This is a genomic window from Alistipes sp. An66 (assembly GCF_002161445.1).
GTDB lineage: Bacteria > Bacteroidota > Bacteroidia > Bacteroidales > Rikenellaceae > Alistipes > Alistipes cottocaccae.
On sequence record NZ_NFHT01000015.1, the window covers coordinates 19,863 to 40,301 of the forward strand.

Consider the following 20,439-nt stretch of genomic DNA (forward strand, 5'->3'; position numbering starts at 1 on the left):
CAGGCCATGTATCTGAAACGATTGTCGCTGCTCAACTTCAAGAATGTAGCCCAGGAGGAGCTCAGCCTCGTCCCGGGCATCAACTGTTTCGTGGGGGACAACGGAGCCGGCAAGACCAACATCATGGAGGCGGTCTACTACCTCTCGATGTGCAAGTCGTCGCTCGGCATGACCGACGGGCAGAGCATCCGCCACGGGGCGGACTTCTTCGTGGTCGAGGGGCTCTACCAGACCGATGCGGGGCGTACCGAGCAGGTCGTCTGTTCGTTTGCGCGCAAGGGCGGCAAGGTGCTCAAGCGCAACGGCAAGGAGTACGACCGTCTGTCGGACCACGTGGGGCTTGTCCCCGTGGTGATAGTCTCGCCCGCCGATACGGCGCTCATCAGCGATGCGGCCGACGAGCGGCGCCGCTACCTCAATGCCTTCATCTCGCAGCTCGACCGGCCCTACCTGGCTGCCGTCATGCGCTACAACGCCGTGCTGGCCGAGCGCAACCGCCTGCTCAAGAGCATGCCCGACGAGACGATGCTCTCGATTTACGACCGTCAGCTCTCCGAACACGGGCGGTTAATCCATGCGCGGCGAAGCGAGTATGTCACCCGCCTGCAGCCCGTCGTCGAGGAGTGTTACCGCCGGCTGTCGGGCGACCGCGAGCAGGTCGAGCTGACGTACCGCTCGGAGCTCAACGACCGGCCGTTCGAGGAGCTGCTTCAGGCGTCGCGGGCCCGCGACCTGGCCAACGAGTATACCACCTCGGGCATCCACCGCGACGACCTGGTGCTTCGCATCGGCGGTTATCCGCTGCGCAAGTACGGCTCGCAGGGGCAGCAGAAGTCCTTCCTCATCGCCCTCAAGCTGGCGCAGTACGCCGTCGTGGCCGAGGCGGGCGGCGAACGCCCCATCCTGCTGCTCGACGACCTGTTTGACAAGCTCGATGCGGGGCGGGTCGAACAGCTCATCCGCCTCGTCTCCGAGGAGAAGTTCGGCCAGATTTTCATCTCCGACTGCAACAAGACGCGCCTGCGCTCGATTCTCGACCGTGCGGGGGCCGATTATTCGCTTTTCGAGGTCGAGAACGGAACAATCACCCGATGAGACGGACGAAGACCATGCTGATGGGCGACCTGCTCGAAGAGTTCTTCAAGCGCCCCTATGTCGCCGCCAAGGTGGCCGAAGGCAAGCTGCCCGACACGTGGCGCGACATCGTCGGCGAGGAGGCGGCCCGCCAGACTGTCGAGCTGCGTCTGGAGAACCGCGTGCTCTACGTACGCCTGCGTTCGAGCGTGCTGCGTTCCGAGTTGCTCTATCAGCGCGAGGCGCTGCGCGACGAAATCAACCGCCGCTCGGGTGTGCGGCTGGTCTCTTCGGTCGTGGTCCGCTGACGGCGCTGCGGCAGGTATCTTCGGTCGTGGCCCGCTGACGGCGCTGCGGCAGGTATCTTCGGTCGTGGCCCGGTGACGCTGCGGCGGTCTCCTCGGTCGTGGCCCGGTGACGGCGCTGCTGCTGCGGCCTCCTCCTTATCCTCTTTATCCCTCTTTCCCTCTTTCTCCGGTCTCTTCCCGGTCTTCCCCCGGATGTTGTTTGCGACTTCTCCGGCGGGTCCTTTTGCGCCTCTGCTTCCGCATTCCCGGGGCTCGCCTCCGGATAAGCTCCGGCCTGTCTGTCCGGCGTATCGCCGCATCCTGTCATCGAGCCAATCTGCCGCCTACGCAGTCGGGATGGCGGGCGAAATGCAAAGAGCGGTGTCTCCCGCGCAGGGAAACACCGCTCTTTGGTTGTCGGCAGTCGGTTTATTCGACCACTTCGATGCGCGGGCTGTCCTTGTAACCCGTGTCCACCGAGCTGGCCCAGCGGCAGGTACCGCCGTTGGGATTCTCCAGCGCCAGGTTGCCGCCCGTGCAGTTGGCGGCACAGATGAAGCGGAACTGTACCTCGCCGTCGGGGATTGCACGCTTGAAGGAGACGGTGGCCGAAACCTCCAGGTTGGGCGTGCTGGTCGGCAGGATGTGGGTATAGGATACCTCCTCGCCGTTGAAGGTGGTCGTCTTGAGCTCGCTGGCGGCCTTCCACGTCGTGCCGTCGAGATACTCGAGTCTCCAGTACTTCTGACCCGTACCCGAGATACGGCTTACGCCCGAGAAGCGGACATTCGTGCCGGCCTTGAAGTTCTTCACCGGAACTCTGAAGAGCCAGTAGTCACCCGGCCATACGCCCGTCACGTAGGGCTGGCCCGTACCGCCGATGAAGCGCTCGCAGTCGGGGTCGGGATTGCCCTGGCTGTCGACGTAGGTGTGCGTGAAGGAGAGGTAGCCGACACCCGAGACGGCGCGCAGGCTGTTCTCCTCGACGAACTGCTTGGTCGGCGTGGTGTAGTCGGTGCCCGAGGCTCCGTTGAAGAACCACTCGACGGGTTTGTCCAGACCGGTCATCGGAGCGCTCGAGCCCGAACCGGTCTCCTGCGAAATCGTGATTTCGAAGATGCCGCTCTGGCCCAGCACCTCGACCGTACGGATGGTGACCAGACCGTAGCGCATGTCGCCCGTGTTGTCGGTCGGCGTGATGGTCAGCGTGTACTCCTGGTCGGCCTCGCCGGCGGCGGGCGATACGCTGTACCATGCGTCGGCCTCCTCGACAATCGACCAGTCCCAGTTGGACTTGAGCGTTACCGAAATCGGTTTGGCGCCCTGTGCGGCGAAGGGGGGCAGCGAGTTGTCCGACGTGTCGAGGTCTTCGCTCGTCACCTCGATTTTCGGGGTGATGGTCTGCAGAATGTCGATGCGGCTGGTCGTCGATTCATATTCGCCCACACCCTTGAAGGTGATGGCGCAGCTGCGCTCGAGCTCGGTCGGCTGTTCGGGATAGGCGGCAACATCCAGCTTGAACTGGCCGTTGCCCGTCTCGGTCAGCGTCGCCCAGTCGTTCTTTTCGAGCGAGTAGAAGAAGTCGACGTTGGCGTTGACGCTGATGTCGTAGCTCTGTGCATAGCGACCGGCAACGATTTCGTTGGTCAGCGAGTTGTTGACCGAGATGGTGATATGGGGCACGTTGGCGGCCTGCTTGACGGCCAGCGTTGCCTCGGTCTGACGGCCGTCGGCATAGCGGAAGACGACCGTCGTGGCGCGCGGGTCGGGATTGTCGTTGTCCGTCACGCAGAAGCGCACCTTGCCGTCACCCGAACCGTGGTCGGGCCAGATGAGCAGCCAGTCGGCGTCGGTCGAGTTGGCCTCGACCGTCCAGTCGCAGTTCGAACGGATGTCGTAGCGGATGAGTTCGAGTGTCGGGTCGCCCACCATGGCCTCGACATCGAAGCCCAGTTCGGACGAGGAGGTGACCATCTTGCTCGATACAACGACATTCTCGAGGCGGAAGTAGGGGCTTCCCGTCGACGTGTCGTCGTCGTTGCACGCTCCGGTCAGCAGCGTCGCCAGCAGAAGCGCTGCGGCTCCTGCCCCTCGGCGTATCTTGCGGTATAAATCTTTGGTATTCATAATCGTTCTACGGTTGAAGGATTATTCGATTTGACTCTCGTCGGCGATGATGTTGTGACGGAACGAGTGTTCCCACGGCGTGCCGGCATCCTTGGCCACGGCCTGGCCGCTCCACCATACGGGCAGAATCATGTTGTTGTCGTTGAGCGTGGCTCCCTGCTCGACGAAGGCGGCCTCGTAGTTGGCGCGGTTGTTGGCGATGGCAATCTGCGGGTAGGCGTAGCGGGCGATGAACTTGCCGTCGGTGTAACCCAGGTCGACGGTACCCTCGCCGGTCATGCACTCGGGATAACCCGTGCGGCGCATCTCGTGGTACATCTGGAAGCCGACCACCCAGAACAGTGCCAGCCACTTCTGCTCGGCCAGGCGCTGCTCCGTGCCGTCCCATTTGCCCTCGTCGCTGGCCAGGAAGGCCGCAATCTCCTTGGAGCCAATCGATACGGTCGACAGAACCACCTCGCCCGAAGCGTTGAGCACCGGATAGGCGGCATACTGTCCGTATTCGTTCCACTTCTCGCACGATGCGGTGACGGCCGCCTCGTAGTACTCCTGGGCCGAGCCGCCAATCCATCCCTTCATCGCCGCCTCGGCCTTGATGAAGAGCAGCTCGTCGTAGTCGAGCAGACGGTTGGGGTTCGTGTCGCGCACGAGGGTTTCGTAGTGGAGGTAAGGCTCCTTGTCCGAACGGATGGAGTTCGAGTTGAACTCGATGGTGCAGCCCGAGAGGGCGCCCACCATCTCGCGGATTTCGTTGTTCACGTAGCGGGGCTTAATCCAGACATACATGCGCGGGTCGGCGAATCCCGTCTCGGCGTTGTAAATCATGCCCAGGAACTGGCTGGCCACATGGTGGTCGCCCGAAAGACTCGTGTCGTTGGGGAAGGTCGTGGTGTTGAAGTAGTTGCGGTAGTAGGTCGCCGTGCCCGAGAACTTCACCGTCGCATTGTCGGCGTTCGACGTGAAGACGGGATAGGTCGTCGGGTTGTCGATGATGGCGCGGATGCGGTCGCCGACCGTCGGGTTGAAGGCGTCGTTGCGGCCGCTCACACGCATCAGCAGACGCAGGTGGAGCGTATTGGTGAACTTCTGCCACTTGGTGATGTCACCCGCATAGATGGCATCCTTCGCGGGGTCCTCCATCTCCTGGCTGGGGTTGTAGAGCGAGTTGGCGGTCTCCAGGTCGGCCATCATCGCCTCGTAGACCTCCTTCTGGGAGTCGATGCGGGGTTTGAGGATGCCCTCGTCGCCCTTCAGCGCCTCGGTGTAGGCCACCGAGCCGAACATGTCGGTGCAGATGGACATGTAGTAGACCTTCAGTGTGAGGCCGATGGCCTGGAAGTTGGGCTGGTTCTGCTCGACGGCCAGGTCATACATGTGGTCGGCGTTCTTGGCCCACTTGTAGCAGAGGTTCCAGATTTGCTGGAAGTTCTGGTTGCTGAGGTTGTAGCAGTGCTCGCGGCGGGGCGTCGACTTGGCGACGGTCACCTGCGAAATCTCGTTGGCGATGGCGAGCATGTAGTTGTCGAACGAATTGGTTGCCGAATAGAGCAGCGGTTCCAGCATCGAGATGGGGGTGATGGAGCCCTGCGTCAGCTTGTTGGGGTTGGTGTTGTACTCCTCGAAATCCCCCGTGCAGGCCGTGGTGACGGCGAGTGCGGCCACTGCGGCATAGAGCGTATGTTTCAAGTATTTCATGGCTTGCATCGTTTTAGAACTGAAGTTTGAGGTTGAAACCGTAGGTCCGGGTCATCGGGAAGGTGACGGTCTCGATACCGGGGTAGATGTTCGTGCCGTTGACGAGGCTGGCGGCCTCGGGGTCGTACTGCGGCCAGTCGGTGATGCAGAAGAGGTTCGTCGCGAAGAAGCCAATCGAGGCGCCCTGCAGGAAACGCGTCTTCTTAATCAGGTGGGCCGGCAGCTGGTAGTCCAGACGCAGCTCCTTGAGCTTGAGGAAGTCGGTGCTGAAGGTGTTCGTCCGGGCATTGTCGCGGTTCCACTTGTAGGTCTGGTAGTAGGTGTAGACGTTCTCGGTGATGGTCGTGTTCTTCTTGTAGGTCACGTTGCCGTCGGCGTCCGTCACGGCGTTCACACCCGAAACGACCAGACCGTCGTCACGACCGGCGAGCGAGTTCTTCAGCTTGCCCTGGTACGAGAGCGCGAAGTTGGTCGCCGAGTAGGCGTTGCCGCCGACCTGCGCCGTGAAGGTGGCGCTCAGCGAGAGGCCCTTGTAGCGGAGCGTCGTGCCGAAGCCGGCGCGCCAGTCGGGATTCACCTGGGCGATGTACTGGTCGGGGTCCGTGAAGGAGGGATAACCCGTCGTCTCGTTGATGATGGGCATGCCCGAGCAGTCGATGCGCTTGCCGTTCTCGTCGGTGTAGTACGAGCCCTCCGGGGCGCGCACCCAGTCCTTACCGTAAATCTGGTGCATGGCCTGTCCGACGTAGGAGTAGATGTAGACACGTCCGCCGATGGTCGTCGAGGTCGAGGTCTGGAGCGGGGTCTTGGGGTCCCAGCCGCCCTGCAGCTCGCAGAGCTTGTTCTTGTTGAGCGACCAGTTACCGTTGATTTCCCACGAGAAGTCCTTCGTGCGGACCGGTACGGCGCGGAACGAAACCTCGATACCCTTGTTCTCGATGCGGCCGGCGTTGATTTTCATCGACGTGGCGCCGATTTCGGCACTCTGCGAGGCGCTGATAATCTGGTCGGTGGTCGTGGTCTTGTAGAGGGCCAGGTCGATGTTCAGCCGGCTCTCGAAGAACTTCGTGTCGAGACCGATTTCCCAGCTGTTGGTCTTCTCGGGACGAATCAGGGCGTTGGGCAGCGTCGTGGGCAGCGTGAATCCGCCGGGGTAGTCCGTCGTCGAGTAGTCGGGATAGAGCGAGAAGACGCTCGTGTCGTTACCGACGCTGGCCCACGATGCGCGGAGCTTCACCATGTTGACCCAGCGCGAGTTGAACTTCAGCGCCTTGTCGAGCAGGATGCTGGTGCTCACCGAGGGGTAGAAGTAGGACCACTGCGTGGGGTGGAGCGTCGACGACCAGTCGTTGCGGGCCGTGATGTCGAGGAAGTAGGTGTCGTCCCACGAGAGGTTGAGGAAGCCGTAGAGGCTGTGGATGGCCTTGTTGCTGCGGTAGGGCGATACCTCGAGCGCTACGGCCGAGTTGGCGAACGAGTACATGCCCGGACCCTCGACCAGCAGCTGCGAAGCCTCGGTGGTAATCGAGTAGTACTTGTTGCGCAGCGAGCTGCCGCCGAATGCCGCCGTCATGTGGAAGCGCTCCCAGAAGCTCTTGTCGTACTTGAGCAGGAAGTCCGACGAGTATTCGTACTGGCGGATTTCCTTGGTGCGGTACATACCGTCGGGATAGTCGAGCGACATCTTGGGCTTCTGCTGCGAACGCCACTCGATGTTCATGTCCATACCGCCGCGCAAGTTGAGCGTCAGCTCGGGGAGAATCTCGAAGGTGATGTTCACGTTACCGAACATGCGGTCGCGGTCGAGCTTGTTCAGCTCTTCATAGAGCGTACGGTAGGGGTTGTGGCCCTCGAGGCTGTTGTAGATAAGGCTCGAGGTGACGTTGTACTTGTCCTCGGAGTTACCGGCGTTGAAGTTGGCCATCGTGTAGCGGCCCTTCATGTACTCGTCGCGGTAGGCCGAGATGGGGTTGGTGTTGTAGCCCCAGATGAGGCCGTACATGGGCGATGCCTGGCTGTAGCCCGACATGGGCATGTTGTCGCTGTCCTTGCGGACGTAGTTGACCTTGGCCGAGAACTGGATGCGCTTGCTGATTTTCTGGTTCAGGGCCAGTGCGAAGGACTGCTGGTTGTATCCCGTGTTGGGCATAATCCAGTCGTTGCGCGTGTCGGTGAACGAGAATCGGGCGCTGGTGCCCTTGCCCGTCGAACCGTCGATGGTGACGCTGTTGGTCCACGTCACACCCGTCTCGAAGAGTCCCGTGTACCAGTCGTCGGCATAGACCCACGGCAGGCGGGTGAATTCGCCCGTCTCCCAGTTCTTCGACATGTAGAGGTAACGCTTCTTGTTGGGGTCGAAACGCTCACCGTAGGTGTAGCGCGAAATCTGCTGGCGTACGGCGATGCCGTCCTTGGTCATCGAGGCGGGAAGACCCCAGGCCGATGCCTCGCGGTTGGTCAGCGACGTGGTGACGGCCGACGGACCGTACTCGGTCTGGAAGTCGGGCCAGAAGCCGGCCTGCTCGAACGATACGGTACCGTTGTAGGTCACGCCGATACCCTTCTGCTCGCGGCCGCGCTTGGTGGTGATGAGGATGACGCCGTTCTGGGCCATCGAGCCGTAGAGGGCTGCGGCGGCGGGGCCCTTCAGCACCGATACGCTCTCGATGTCGTCGGGGTTGAGGTCCGTCACGCCGTTACCGAAGTCCACCGGGGCGTCGGCGTTGGCGTAGTTGGCGCCCGAACCCGAAGCGACCGTGTTGGTCATCATCGGGATACCGTCGATGACGTAGAGCGCCTCGTTGGCGCCGTAGTTGAGCGACGAGTCACCGCGCAGCGTGACACGCATCGTACCGCCCGGGCCCGTACCGGCCGACGACATGGTCAGACCGGCCACCTTGCCGTTGAGGTTGCTCACCCAGTTCGTGGTGGTCGACTGCGTGAGGATGTCGCCGTCGACCTTCGAGATGGCGTAGCCGACCGATTTCTCGGAACGGGTCAGACCGAGTGCCGTGACGACCACTTCGTCGATTTTCTGTGCGGCCTCCTTCAGCGTGACGTCGAGCCGCGTGCGGGGACCGACCGTAATCTCCTGCGAGTCGTAACCCAGCGACTGGAATATCAGAGTGGCGTCGTCGCCCGGCACCTCGATGGTATAGCTTCCGTCGATGCCCGAGATGACGCCGTTGGTCGTGTTCTTGACCAGAATCGTGGCGCCGACCATCGGTGTTTTACCGTCCGTGTCGTAGACGATACCCATAACGCTTCGGCTTTGCGCCCATGCGTTGCCCGCAAGCAGCACGAGCACGATGGTCGCGAGTAAGTTTCGTAGGTAAAATTTCAGCTTCATATCGCGTTTCTTTAGTTATTTGTTCGGAAGGAACGGGACGGCGGCGGCTCGGCGGAGTCTCCGCCGTCCCGATGTTCAGCTGTTATTGAACCGCCTCGATGCGCGGGCTGTCGGCCGTTCCGGCGCCGGCCCAGCGGCTTGTGCCGGTGTTGGGAGCCGAAAGCGGGGCCTCGTTGCTCGACTGTGCGTTGGCCATGCAGATGAAGCGGAACTCGATGTCGCCGTTGTTGATGGCGTTGGTGAAGGTTACCGTTGCATCGACCTCGATGTTGGTGCCTCCGTCGTTTGCCATGGCGTGGGTATACTCGACCGTCTCGCTGTTGACCTCCTTGGTCAGGAGCGTTGCGGCAGGCTTCCACTCACCGCCGTCGTTGTAGACCAGCTTCCAGAACTTGTGACCCGTTTTCGAGGTGCGGGTGATGCCCGTGAAGCGAATCTTGCTGCCGGCCGCAAGCGAGGCGACGGGTACGCGGAAGCTCCAGTAGTCGCCGGGCCATACGCCGGTTACGAAGGGATGTCCCGTGCTGCCGACCTGGCGCTCGCAGACGTCGGGCAGTCCTTCATAGTTGTGGGTGAAGGAGATGTAGCCCGAGCCCTGGTCGGCCGGCAGGGCGTTCTTGGAGGTCGGGTCGCTGGCCTTGCCGTTGAAGAAGTCCTGGTAGTTGGGCATGTTCTCGGCCGAGAAGTTCCACTGTACGGGGGCCGAGAGGTCCCACATCTCCTCGGGCGAGTTCTGCGTCACGGTGATGGTCTCGGTGACGGGCTCGAGTCCCTCGGGGGTCATCGTGAGGGTGAACGAACCATTGCGGGCGGCACCTTCGTTCTTCTCGGCGGCGCTGACGGTCACCTCGACCGCCTGGCCTGCGGCGCCCTCGAGGGGCGATACCGTATACCACGTTTCACCGGAGGGAACCGAAGCCGTCCAGTCGTGGGTGCCCGTGACGGTGAAGGTTACGCTCGCCTCGGACGATGCGGGGTCGGACGCAAGCGTGACCGCGTTGTCGTTCAGCCCCTGGATGTCGAAGCTGGCCGGTGCGCCGGCCTCCTGCTTGACGGTGACGGTCTCGATGGTCTCACCGTTGACCTTGATGAGGATATGGCCCGTGCGGGCTTCGGTCGTCTTGTTCTCGGCGGCTGCAAAGAGCGTCTGGTTGTAGGGCAGGCCCGTGGCGCTCACCGTGGCGATGCCGCCCGAGAGCGATGCGCCGTTGTCGGCGCCCGTGCCGGTCGAACCGCAGCGTACGGCCGTGATGGTGAGCCAGTCGCAGTCGCTCTCGGCGCTCCATGCCTTGTTGACGCGGACGGAGTAGAGCAGCGTGGCGCCATCCTTCGATACCTCGTTCGAGGAGTTGTAGGTGCCGGCCGGCGAGTTGTCGACAATCTCCTTGTCGAGCGGCGTCTCGACGGGCTGCGGCTCGGGAGTCTCGGTCCCTTCGTCGGCTGCACGCGAGATGGAGATGTTGTCCAGATAGAGACGGCACTTCACGGCGCGCTCGCTGCCGAAGGTAATCTTCGTCTCGGCCGTTGCGCCGTAGACGAGTACCGAGTAGCGGGTCCAGCTCCAGACGTTGGTCACCTCGATGCCGACTTCGCTCTCCTCCATGCCGCCGATGGTGGCCGGGGGCGTTACCGAGACATAGAAGTGCGTGTCGCCGTTGTCGACCGAGCCGCCAGCCGACGAGTAGGCCGCCGCGTCGAACTGCACGAGCAGCGTGGCATTCTTGCCGGCGTCGATGTCCGACAGCGAGGGGGTGGTGATGGAGCCCATGTTAGCCGTCTTGCCCAACTTGAGGTGGCCTTCGTAGCGTGCGTATACCGACGGGCTGTAGGTGTATCCCTTTTCGGCTGCTGCCGAAGCCATGCCGTCGGTCGAGAGGGCGAATTCGTTGTTGTTCCTGCCGTCGATGGCGACCGAAGGCCAGCCGTACTTGGTGTAGGGCTCAACCCAGTTTTCGGTTACCCAGCCGAAGTCGTCCTGCCAGAAGACGGTTCCCTCGGGATGCGAATCCGAAGGCAGCATCTGGACGAGTGCGATTTCGCGTGTAGCCGTATTTTCGGGGTAAATCGGGTCGGTTGCCGTGATGGTCATCGTTGCCTCGTGGCGTTTGCCGTCGGTGCTGGGTTTGGGCGTCACCTTCACAGCCGTACGCTCGGAGGCCGTACCGTTCATCGGCGAGATGCCGACCCACGAGTCGTCGCTAAGCGTAATGTTCCAGTCGTAGGAGGCCGTTACGTAGAGCGTCGTGGCGGCCGACTCTTCGGCGGCAAAGGTCAGCACATCCTCCGTAAGTCCCTCAACCGTGATGCCTGCGGCACGGAACGCATCCTGACGCAGTTCTACAGTGTATTCGGTGTAGACCGGATGGAGGTTGTTGCCGCTGTTGGCGCGGATGGTGAATTCGCCCGTGCGCTCCTCGCCTTCGTTCTGGTCGGCGAGCACTGTGATTTCGATTCCCTGGCCTGCTTCGCCCTCCTTAGGCGAGACGACAAACCAGCCGGACGTTTTGGTGATTTCCCACGGAGCGTCGGTGCTGAGCAGGAAGGTTTGGGGCTCCTGGGCCGAATAGAGGAACGAGAAGCCTCCGTCGGGTATGTTCTCGGTGGTCAGCGTCGGAGGCAGCGGTTCACGGGTGCCGCTCTCCGTGTCGTCCTCCGAGCAGGCTCCCGTTGCCAGGAGCGCTGCGCAGAAGAGCGGCAGAAACCATTTGTTGCGTAATTTTTTCATGGGTTCAGATTTTTGCGGATTAGAAAGAGGTATCCAGCTCCTTCGGACGCGTCATGCTCTCGCTGTAGACGTTGCCGAAGCGGTCGGTAACCGAAATTTCGAGGGTCGAGTTCTCGGACGAAGCCGTCACCGAGAACATGTGCGGACAGTAGGTCGAGGGGAACGTGAGCGAGTTCGAAACGCCGCGCGGGATGTCGTAGGAGATGGTGTGGAGCGGGTCGCGCTTCCATACCTTCGAGACTTCGAGTTCGCGGTCGTTCTCCGTCACGGTGATGTCCCATCCCGGCTCGTAGGCCCAGACGTTGATGTATACCTCGTTGTCACCCACCGAGCTGTAGTCGTTGCGGCGGTTGGGCAGGTTGCCCGAGTCGAAGGCCTGCTGGGCCTTCTCGTTGGTTGCCCAGTAGCTCTTGACCTCGTTCATGTCGTAGGTCATGAACTGCCGCTCGACGGGCAGGCCGACACCCTTGTACTGCCACTTGAAGTCGGTGCCGTTGACCGTGAAAATCTTGTAGCCGGCCGGTGAGCCGTCCGTGCAGACGTTGATGCCGGCGTACTGGTCGGTCCACCACCAGGTGCCGCAGACGGCGGCCACGTTCTGCTCGTAGACGTTGCTGAACGAGGGCGACTGGATGTTGCGGTTGACGTGCGTGTGGCCCGTCACGAAGGTGACGTCGGTGAAGCCGTCGAAGCAGCTCAGCACCTCGCTCACGTTGGTCACGGCGGTGGTCACGTTGTTGATGCTCGAATAGTTGTAGAGCGGGCAGTGTGCGCCGACCACAATCGGGGTCGACTTGTTGTCGACATACTTGAGCTCCTCGCGCAGCCAGGCCAGCTGCTTGGCATCGAAGCGGCGGTTGTATTCGCGGTCGCCGATGACGCCCTGCGAGCCGCCGTCGTTGGTGTACTCCGTATCGTCGAGCATGATGTAGTGAATCTGGCCGATGTTCATCGCGTAGTAGACCGGGCCCATGTACTGGCGGTAGGGGACCTCGGCGCCGAAGTCATTGGCCACGTAGGGGTCGTTGTCGTGGTTGCCCATGACGGACCATACCTGGAAGTTGAAGTCCGCGATGGCGGCCTTGCACTCGGGCAGCGCCCACTTGTTCGAGTACCAGTAGAGGTCCCACGAGAAGTCGCCCAGGTTGAGCATGTAGACCTTGCCGGCTGCGGCGTTGTAGGTGGTCGTAATCTCCTTGACGAATCCGTCGCCGAACTGTACATAGTCGAGCGGCGTGTTGCGGTTGGCCAGGTGCATGTCCGTCGCAACGAGCATCGTGTGGTTGTCGTTCTGGGTCGGAATGAGCTTGAAGTCGAGCTGTTCGCACGTCGAGGCGTCGAGCGTACAGGGCTTCCAGAACTGCGGCATGGCCTTGCTGGTCGGGACGTCGTAGCCCGAAGGCAGGATGACGAAAGCCAGTGCGTTGCGCTTCTCGGAGGCGAGCCAGTAGAAGCCGTTTTCGTCGGTGCGGGTAATGAGGTCGCCGTCCGAGACGAGCACGTCGGCGATTCCACGGCCGTTGGCGTGGACGATGCCCTTGATGGTCATGCCCTCCTTGTCGGGAACGACGGCCGAGGTCGAGAGGAAGAGGTCGGCCGTGCCGAGCTCCTGAGACTCCGTGCCGCGGCGGAGCGTGAAGGAACTCTCACCCTCGGCAACGCCCGCCGGAACGATGAAGGTGAGCGACAGGTCGTCCACTTCGCTCGGCGTGATTTCCCACGAGTCGTCGCCCTGGCTGAGCACCAGTACGTCGGTGGCGCGGAATCCCTCGCCGCGGATGACGGCGGGACCCTCCCACGAGGCGGAGATGGTTCCGCCCAGGTCGACGTTGATGACCAGTTTGACGGTCAGCGTCGAGGCGCCGAGCACCTGGTAGTCGTCGCCGCGGACCAGAACGAACTTGTAGGTGTGTCCGTCCTCAATCTCCTCGGGCAGCGTGAAGGCAAGTGCGTCCGAAGCGGAGACTTCGGTCTCCATTTCGATGTCGGTTTCGGCGCGGAGCAGCATGCGGTCTCCCGATTCGAAGCCTTGGCCTTCGATGGAAATCGTCATACCTTCGAATACCTCCATCGAGGTGTCAATCACCACGTCGGAAACCAGTCGTCCTTCGTCTACATAGACGGTGTCGCCGCTGTCTTCGCATCCCGAGATGCAAAGCAGCGCGCACGACAGCGACAGAACGGTTAGCAGCGTAAAGAGTTTTTTCATACGGTATTGGTTTTTGGTTTTGTCGGTAATGTTCGGTTTCGGGTCATCGCAGCCGGACCTGTTCGGTGTAGCGTCGCCCGAACCGGTCGGTGGCCACGACGGTGACTTCACGCGTGCCGGCCGACGGACGGGCCGTGAAGTAAAAGACGGCGGGGCGTGCCGCCTGCGGACGGGCGAGCTTGACGCCGGCGCCGCGCAGCGAGTCGAGTCGCGCCGTATAGTCGGGGTCGGCCATGCGGGTGCGCTGCATCGAGCCCTTGTAGCAGCCGTCCTCGTACCAGACGACCGTCCAGTACGAGTCCCAGTTCCATGCCTTGACCACCAGGCGGTCGGGATTCGCGGCCGTCTGGCCCGGGAGCCAGACCTTCAGCTGGCGTTGGGCCGGCTCGTCGAGCCGCTGGTACTGCCATGCGAAGCTGTCGCCCTCCTCGCGGAAGAGCTGGTAGCCTTTCGGCGTGCCGTCGGCATTCATCGGGTCGTGCCAGAGGTTGCCGCAGAGTTGGGCGACGTTGTGTTCCGTGACGCCGTCGCGCAGCTCGTAGTTCGAGTTGATGTGGGTGTGTCCCGTGATGAAATGCAGCTCGAAACCGGCGAAAGCCGCCAGAAGCGGCTCGATGGACTCCATCGTGTGGTCTATCCACGCCTTGTAGACCGGGGCGTGCATGGCGATGCAGACGCGCGAGCCTTGCGGCAGCAGCCGGGCGTAGCGCGACGCCCAGTCGAGTTGCAGCGAATCGAGTTGCTCGTCGTAACGCTTTTTGCCGTGATAGACGATATCGTCGAGGACGATGTAGTGGGTGCGGCCCAGGTCGAATGCGTAGTAGGTCGGGCCGAAGTGGCGGCGGTAGTTGGCAGCCGAGGCGTCATCGTCGTTCACCGTGAGGTCGTGGTCGTGGTTGCCGATGACGGGATAGACGGCGATGCCCAGCTCGCCGAAGAGGCGCTTCACGCCGGCCATCAGCTGGGGCGAATCCCAGACGATGTCGCCCAGGATCAATGCGGCCTGCGGGGTCGCTTCGGCGGCGGCAAGGGCGCAGCGGCTCTTCAGTACGGGGATGATTTCGGTCGAGAGGCGTTCGAAGTGGGCCTCTGTCTTGGGCTGCGGGTCGGCGATGGCCAGCAGCTCGTATCCGGCGGCGGGCGCCTCCTAGCGCAGCAGCTCGAAGTCGTAGCGCGACGTCCGCTCCTCGACCGCGCGGTAGAAGCGCGGGAAGCCCTCGTCCGAGGGGGCGATGTAGCCCGAAGGGGTCACCACCGAGACGAAGTGGGCCCGCTCGTCGAGGTCGAGCGTGTAGTTGCCCGCTGCGTCGGTCCGTGCAAAGGAGTATCCGTCGGTGACCAGGACGTCTCCGACGGGACTCTTGTCGCAGAGAACGCGACCCTTGACGGGACGGGCTGCGGTTTCGAGCCAGAGGATGCTCGCCAGCAGGCAGAGGAGCGCTCTTTTCATGGTTTCAGGGATTAAACCGGCAATCAGGTTGAACAATCGCATCAGTCAGTTTCGCGGAGAAACAGAGCTCTGTCAGAAGGGATTCTGGGGCGGGGCCCAGTCGTAGAACGTTCCGTAGTCGCCCCGGCGCGGAGCTCCGGGGCAGTCCGGATAGAAGTTGTCGTATTCATCGACCCGCTCTTTGAGTGCGGCAACGGCGCTCCGCACCTCCTCGGAGGCGCTGTCGTAATAGGTGGGGTTGGTGAACGTGGGGTCCTCCTTGTAGCGGTAGATTCGGCCGTCCCAGAAGTAGGCATACTCGTCGTTCATGGCATAGCGCGACGCCTTGGGTGACGGTGCGGTCGGCCAGAGCGGGTTGAAGTGGATGAGGGCGAGTTCCTTCTCCACGGTGCCGCCCAGCAGCTCCGGGTAGAGGCTGACGCCGTCGAGCCCCTCGGGAATCCTGCCTCCGGCAGCCTCAATCATGGTGGGCATGATATCCGTAAAGTCGACGATGTGGTCAATCCTGCGCGGCTCGATGCGGTTGCCCCAGGTGATGATGTAGGGGACGTGCGTTCCCCGCCAGTTGGGCTCTCCCTTGCCGCCGCGGATGGTGCTTCCGTCCTTCTGGCGGGAGACGATGCGGGTGGAGGTTCCGTTGTCGGCTGCGAATATGAAGATGGTGTTGTCCCACACCCCCTTCTCCTTGAGGTGGCGGACCAGTTCGCCGACCTGCTTGTCCATGTATTTGACCATGTCGCGGAAGCGGCTGGTGTCCTGCGCTGCGGTGAAGCGGCTTTCGTAGAGGATGTCCCAGTCTTCGGAGTCGGGCGTCGTCACATGGGGGGTATGTACGAGCGGCTCGGTGTAGTAGAGCAGGAACGGCTGCTTCCCGGCCACCTGGCGGTCGATGTAGTCGAAGGCATATTCCTGCATCGCATCCGGGCCGTATTGCGCATATTCGTAGTGCTTTCCGTTGTTGTCCCACATGCTGTTGGCATACCGGTCGGTCTTTTCGGGTCCGCGCGACTCGCGGTAGAGCTTCACCTGCGAGAGGAAGGTCTCGTCGAATCCCAGTTCGTGAGGCAGCCTGCGGTCGCAGCCCAACTGCCATTTGCCGACCATGGCGGTGCTGTAGCCAGCCTCCCTGATGCATTGCGCAAAGGTGGTCTCGTCGGGGTTCATGTAGCCGAACGCCACGTAGTTGCGGTCGTTGTAGAGACCGGTCATGGCCTGCACTCTCGAGGGGGAGCTGAGCGGCTGGGCGTTTCCGTTGGTGTACATCAGGCCCTCGGCTGCGAGCCTGTCGACGTTGGGGGTCTCATATTCGGCTCCGCCGTAGCATCCGAATGCTTCGGTTCCTATGTCGTCCGCCAGGAAAAAGACGATGTTGGGCTTTTGCTCCGCGCTCTGACATCCGGCCAGTGCGGTCGAAGCAACGCCAAGGTACAGGGGTAATTTCGAGGGCTTCTTCATAGTGGGAGGGTATATGGGTCGGGGTAATGTTCCGAGTCGGGTCGGTTGGGGCGTCTTGCTGTTGCGGGGCTGGGTGAACTCAGTGGGATTTCGGTTGTACCTATATATTATGGTCCTGTCGAATCTTTGAGTCTGTAAAGGCAGGTAGGGAGGAGGTTCACGGGAAGAGTTTGTCGGGGGCAGTCGCCGGGTCTGGGCGCCGTTTCGTCGCCGGAGACCGTTCTCCGGTCCGGGGCGTGTTTGCCCTTCGCGCGAGGCGGGGCGATGTGCGGGCCTGCGGCCGGTCCGGGGTGTATTGTAGCCTGGACGGTTGATGGGGTGCTTCGCACGCTCGGGGTCTCCAAATGTGCAGACTGTCGACAAACTTTTCAAAGAACCCGGGTCCGCTTTGCGGAGCCCGTTGGTGGTGATAAGACTGATTTTAGTAGACTAATGATTCATAGGCCGTGTTTTTAATATCGTTGTTGCGTTGCGTAATTATTTTTATTTTATTTCAAAACAAATGTAGGGATTATATTTTATATTTCAAAATAGATAACCATTCTTTTGTAAAGATTTCATCTCTTTGTAACGAATGCTCTTCCGAAAAGGGCTTTCAGCCGCTTTCGCGCATGGCAGAGTGGGGTCGCGTGTCCGGTTTTCGTCCGGTTTGTCGGAAAGGGTATATCAATTCGGTCAAAAGGGGAAAGATTTGGCCGTCGCAGTCGTCGCTGCCTTGCGTCATAAAAGTTGCTGAATCTGTTATACGCGGGTCGTAACGGGGGATTGCGCGGACGTTGCGGTGTCATACGGGTTGGGCGTTTTGGGAGGGTGTTATTTCAAAACGAAACTTTCGGGTTCGCAACATGGGCTCTCTGTCGGGGCCCGATGGCTCGCGAAGCCGAAAGGGCCGTCCGATATCGTCGGACGGCCCTTTCGGAAGTTTTTGAGGTGCCGGCTCAGTAGAGCCCCAGGTTGTCGAGGAAGACCAGCAGCAGGATGACCGGGCAGACCCACCGCAGCAGGAAGATGAGCAGCCCGTGGATGCGGCAGCGGAGCGTTCCGTGGTTGGAGAGCTGCTCCCTGAACCGTTCGGGGTCGAGCTTCCAGCCGACGAAGATGCAGGTGAAGAGGCCGCCGAGCGGGAGCAGGATATTGGCCGTGGCGAAATCGAGGGCGTCGAAGAGCGTCAGCCCGCAGATGCGCCATCCGCCGAGCAGACCCAGCGACAGGGAGGCCAGTGTGGCCAGAGCGGCGGTCGAGAGGGTGGTGAGCCAGGCCGCCGAGCGGCGTGAAAGGTGCCACTCCTCGTGCAGGTAGGCCGTGATGACCTCGTGCAGCGAGATGGTCGAGGTGAGGGCGGCGACCACGAGCAGCAGGAAGAAGACCGTCGACCAGACCATGCTCAGCGGCATGCCGTTGAAGATGCCCGGCAGCGTGATGAAGACCAGCGAGGGGCCCGACGAGGGGGCGATGCCGGCCGTGAAGACCGCCGGGAAGATGACCACGCCGGCCAGTACGGCTACGAGCGTGTCGAGCAGCGTGACGTTGAGTGCCGTGTGGCGCAGGTTGGTCTCGGGTTTGAAGTAGGAAGCGTAGGTCACCATCGTGCCGATGCCGACCGAGAGCGAGAAGAAGGCCTGTCCCAGCGCGGTGAGCAGCGTCGAGGCGGTGACCTTCGAGAAGTCGGGCCGGAAGAGGAAGCGCATGCCTTCGGCGGCGCCGGGCATGAGCAGCGAGTGGATGGAGAGGGCAATGAGGATGATGAAGAGCAGCGGCATGAGCACCTTGGCCGAGCGTTCGATACCCTTCTGGACGCCGAGCGCGATGACGGCATGCGTGGCCAGGATGAAGAGCAGCGTGTAGAGCAGCGGCCGCCACGGATTGGAGATGAAGCCTTCGAACTGTGCGGCGTACTCCTCGGCCGTCGAGAGGCTGGCCAGCTCGCCCGTGAGCGAGTGGACCGTATATTCGGCCGTCCACCCCGAGACCACGAAGTAGAAACCCAGGATGAGGAAGGCGGCCAGCACGCTGTTGTAGCCGATGAAGCTCCAGCGGCGGTCGAGTGCATGGTAGGCGCCGACGGCGTTGCGGCGCGTCGTGCGGCCGACGGCGAACTCGGCCAGCATGATGGGAAGCCCCAGCAGCAGGACGCAGCCGATGTAAATCAGCAGGAAAACCCCGCCGCCGTTGTCGCCGGCGACGTAGGGGAAGCGCCAGATGTTGCCCAGCCCGACGGAGCTTCCCGCGGCGACGAGCACGGCGCTCAATTTTCCGCCCAACGTGGCGCGGTTGTGCGAGTGATGGTGCATATTCGGACTTTTTTGGCGAAACGCCGGACGGAGGGAAGCCCGTCCCCTCCGTCCGGCGTTCGGGTTATTTTTCCAGTACGACGCTGACCCGGTCCAGCTTGCCGCCAAGCGGAGGGGCCAGTTTCGAAACCGTGCATTTCACGTGCCGAACCTGCGGGAATTCGGTGCGGATCGTGTCGATGATGTTCATGGAGACGCGCTCGATGGTGCGCTGCGTGACGGCCATCTGCCGCCGGACGACCTCATAGACCGTGAGGTAGTTCACAGCCTTCTCGACGCTGTCCTCGGCTGCCGCGTCTCCCAGTTCGGCCGTGATCTCCACGTCGACCGTGAAGCGGTTCCCGACCTTGCGTTCGAGTTCGTAGCAGCCGTGCAGGGCCCGGAACTCCATGCGTTGGAGAACGATGCGGTACTCCATGCTATTCGGCGATCACGAGGTAGTAGTTCTTCTTGCCGCGCTGCGCGAGGAGGTACTTTCCGGCGATCAGGTCGTCGGTCGTCACCGGACGCATCGGGTCGGCGATCTTCTCGCGGTTCATCGAGACGCCGCCGCCCTGAATCATCTTGCGGCATTCGCCCTTCGAGGGGAAGATTTGGGTCTTCTCGGCACAGAGGTCCACGAACGGGACACCGGCTTCGAGGTCGGTGCGGGCCACGCGGAACTGCGGCACGCCCTCGAAGACTTGCAGCAGGGTCTGTTCGTCGAGCCGGCGCAGCGCTTCGGAGGTCGAGTTGCCGAAGAGGATGTTCGACGCCTCGACGGCCTTCTCGTACTCCTCGCGCGAGTGAATCATGGTGGTCACCTCCTGTGCCAGGCGCTTCTGCAGCACGCGCAGGTGGGGCGCCGTCTCATGCTCGGCGATGAGCGCCTCGATGGTCTCGCGGTCGAGCAGCGTGAAAATCCTGATGTAGCGCTTGGCGTCCTCGTCGCTCACGTTGAGCCAGAACTGGTAGAACTTGTAGGGGGACGTGTAGCGCGGGTCGAGCCATACGTTGCCGCTCTCGGTCTTGCCGAACTTCGTGCCGTCGGCTTTGGTGATGAGCGGACAGGTGATGGCGAAAGCCTCGGCCTCGGGGCCCAGCTTGCGGCGGATGAGCTCCGTGCCGGTGGTGATGTTGCCCCACTGGTCGGCGCCGCCCAACTGGATCTTGCAGTTCATGGTCTGGTAGAGGTGCAGGAAGTCGTAGCCCTGTACGAGCTGGTAGGTGAATTCGGTGAACGACATGCCGTCGCCCTCGCCGTTGAAGCGCTTCTTGACCGAATCCTTCGCCATCATGTAGTTGACGGTGATGCACTTGCCGATGTCGCGGATGAAGTCCAGGAACGTGAAATTCTTCATCCAGTCGTAGTTGTTGACCATGCGTGCGGCGTTCGGGGCGTCGGAATCGAAGTCGAGGAGTTTGGCCAGCTGGGCCTTGATTGCTTCCTGGTTGTGGCGGAGGGTCGCCTCGTCGAGGAGGTTGCGCTCCTGGGATTTGCCCGAGGGGTCTCCGATCATGCCCGTGGCGCCGCCCACGAGGGCCAGCGGACGGTGGCCGCACATCTGGAAGTGTTTGAGGATCATCACGCCCACGAGGTGGCCGATATGAAGCGAGTCGGCCGTGGGGTCGATGCCCAGGTAGGCCGTCGTCATCTCCTTTTTGAGTTGTTCTTCGGCTCCGGGCATGATCGTGTGGATCATGCCGCGCCATTCGAGTTCTTCGATAAAGTTCTTCGTTGCCATATTCTTGTTGTTTTTTCTTGTCTGTTTTCCGGGTCGGAGTCCGGAGACTCCTT

At 61.9% G+C, this 20,439-nt stretch carries 13 protein-coding genes; 2 read left to right on the forward strand and 11 right to left on the reverse strand.

The genetic code is table 11. From position 1 onward, the window contains the following. Positions 1 to 6 precede the first annotated feature (6 nt). Both recF and B5G16_RS09930 read left to right on the forward strand, forming a co-directional pair. On the forward strand, positions 7 to 1,095 hold the full coding sequence (recF, locus tag B5G16_RS09925; RefSeq protein WP_087263588.1) for a DNA replication/repair protein RecF: 1,089 nt from the start codon (positions 7 to 9) through the stop codon (positions 1,093 to 1,095). Positions 1,096 to 1,109: 14 nt separating this feature from the next. Further along, positions 1,110 to 1,382 carry a DUF721 domain-containing protein gene (locus B5G16_RS09930; RefSeq protein ID WP_087263624.1) on the forward strand — a complete coding sequence of 91 codons (273 nt, stop codon included), beginning with the start codon at positions 1,110 to 1,112 and terminating at the stop codon, positions 1,380 to 1,382. A 408-nt stretch (positions 1,383 to 1,790) separates the two neighbouring features. On the opposite strand, the gene B5G16_RS09935 is transcribed toward B5G16_RS09930, so the two are convergent. The 11 genes from B5G16_RS09935 to tyrS all read right to left on the reverse strand — a co-directional run bounded on the left by B5G16_RS09935 (position 1,791) and on the right by tyrS (position 20,386). Then, positions 1,791 to 3,488: a BACON domain-containing protein gene (locus tag B5G16_RS09935; protein WP_087263589.1), complete on the reverse strand. Its 1,698-nt coding sequence runs from the start codon at positions 3,486 to 3,488 to the stop codon at positions 1,791 to 1,793. Between the two features lie 21 nt (positions 3,489 to 3,509). Continuing rightward, on the reverse strand, positions 3,510 to 5,183 hold the full coding sequence (locus B5G16_RS09940) for a SusD/RagB family nutrient-binding outer membrane lipoprotein (RefSeq protein WP_087263590.1): 1,674 nt from the start codon (positions 5,181 to 5,183) through the stop codon (positions 3,510 to 3,512). Between the two features lie 13 nt (positions 5,184 to 5,196). Then, positions 5,197 to 8,532 carry a SusC/RagA family TonB-linked outer membrane protein gene (locus tag B5G16_RS09945; RefSeq protein WP_087263591.1) on the reverse strand — a complete coding sequence of 1,112 codons (3,336 nt, stop codon included), beginning with the start codon at positions 8,530 to 8,532 and terminating at the stop codon, positions 5,197 to 5,199. An 82-nt stretch (positions 8,533 to 8,614) separates the two neighbouring features. After that, positions 8,615 to 11,257: a BACON domain-containing protein gene (locus B5G16_RS09950; RefSeq protein WP_087263592.1), complete on the reverse strand. Its 2,643-nt coding sequence runs from the start codon at positions 11,255 to 11,257 to the stop codon at positions 8,615 to 8,617. A gap of 19 nt (positions 11,258 to 11,276) precedes the next feature. Next, on the reverse strand, positions 11,277 to 13,466 hold the full coding sequence (locus tag B5G16_RS09955; protein WP_087263593.1) for a calcineurin-like phosphoesterase C-terminal domain-containing protein: 2,190 nt from the start codon (positions 13,464 to 13,466) through the stop codon (positions 11,277 to 11,279). A gap of 43 nt (positions 13,467 to 13,509) precedes the next feature. Then, positions 13,510 to 14,589, reverse strand: coding sequence for a calcineurin-like phosphoesterase C-terminal domain-containing protein (locus B5G16_RS09960; protein WP_335340998.1), 1,080 nt, complete (start codon positions 14,587 to 14,589; stop codon positions 13,510 to 13,512). Between the two features lie 24 nt (positions 14,590 to 14,613). Beyond that, positions 14,614 to 14,916: a metallophosphoesterase N-terminal domain-containing protein gene (locus B5G16_RS12905; protein WP_239406081.1), complete on the reverse strand. Its 303-nt coding sequence runs from the start codon at positions 14,914 to 14,916 to the stop codon at positions 14,614 to 14,616. Positions 14,917 to 14,988: 72 nt separating this feature from the next. After that, positions 14,989 to 16,371, reverse strand: coding sequence for a sulfatase-like hydrolase/transferase (locus tag B5G16_RS09965; protein ID WP_087263594.1), 1,383 nt, complete (start codon positions 16,369 to 16,371; stop codon positions 14,989 to 14,991). 938 nt (positions 16,372 to 17,309) lie between these two features. Beyond that, positions 17,310 to 18,662 carry a sodium-dependent transporter gene (locus B5G16_RS09970; RefSeq protein ID WP_087263595.1) on the reverse strand — a complete coding sequence of 451 codons (1,353 nt, stop codon included), beginning with the start codon at positions 18,660 to 18,662 and terminating at the stop codon, positions 17,310 to 17,312. A 64-nt stretch (positions 18,663 to 18,726) separates the two neighbouring features. Next, on the reverse strand, positions 18,727 to 19,080 hold the full coding sequence (gene folB / locus B5G16_RS09975; protein ID WP_087263596.1) for a dihydroneopterin aldolase: 354 nt from the start codon (positions 19,078 to 19,080) through the stop codon (positions 18,727 to 18,729). A gap of 1 nt (position 19,081) precedes the next feature. Continuing rightward, positions 19,082 to 20,386 carry a tyrosine--tRNA ligase gene (tyrS, locus tag B5G16_RS09980; RefSeq protein ID WP_087263597.1) on the reverse strand — a complete coding sequence of 435 codons (1,305 nt, stop codon included), beginning with the start codon at positions 20,384 to 20,386 and terminating at the stop codon, positions 19,082 to 19,084. Positions 20,387 to 20,439: the final 53 nt, after the last annotated feature.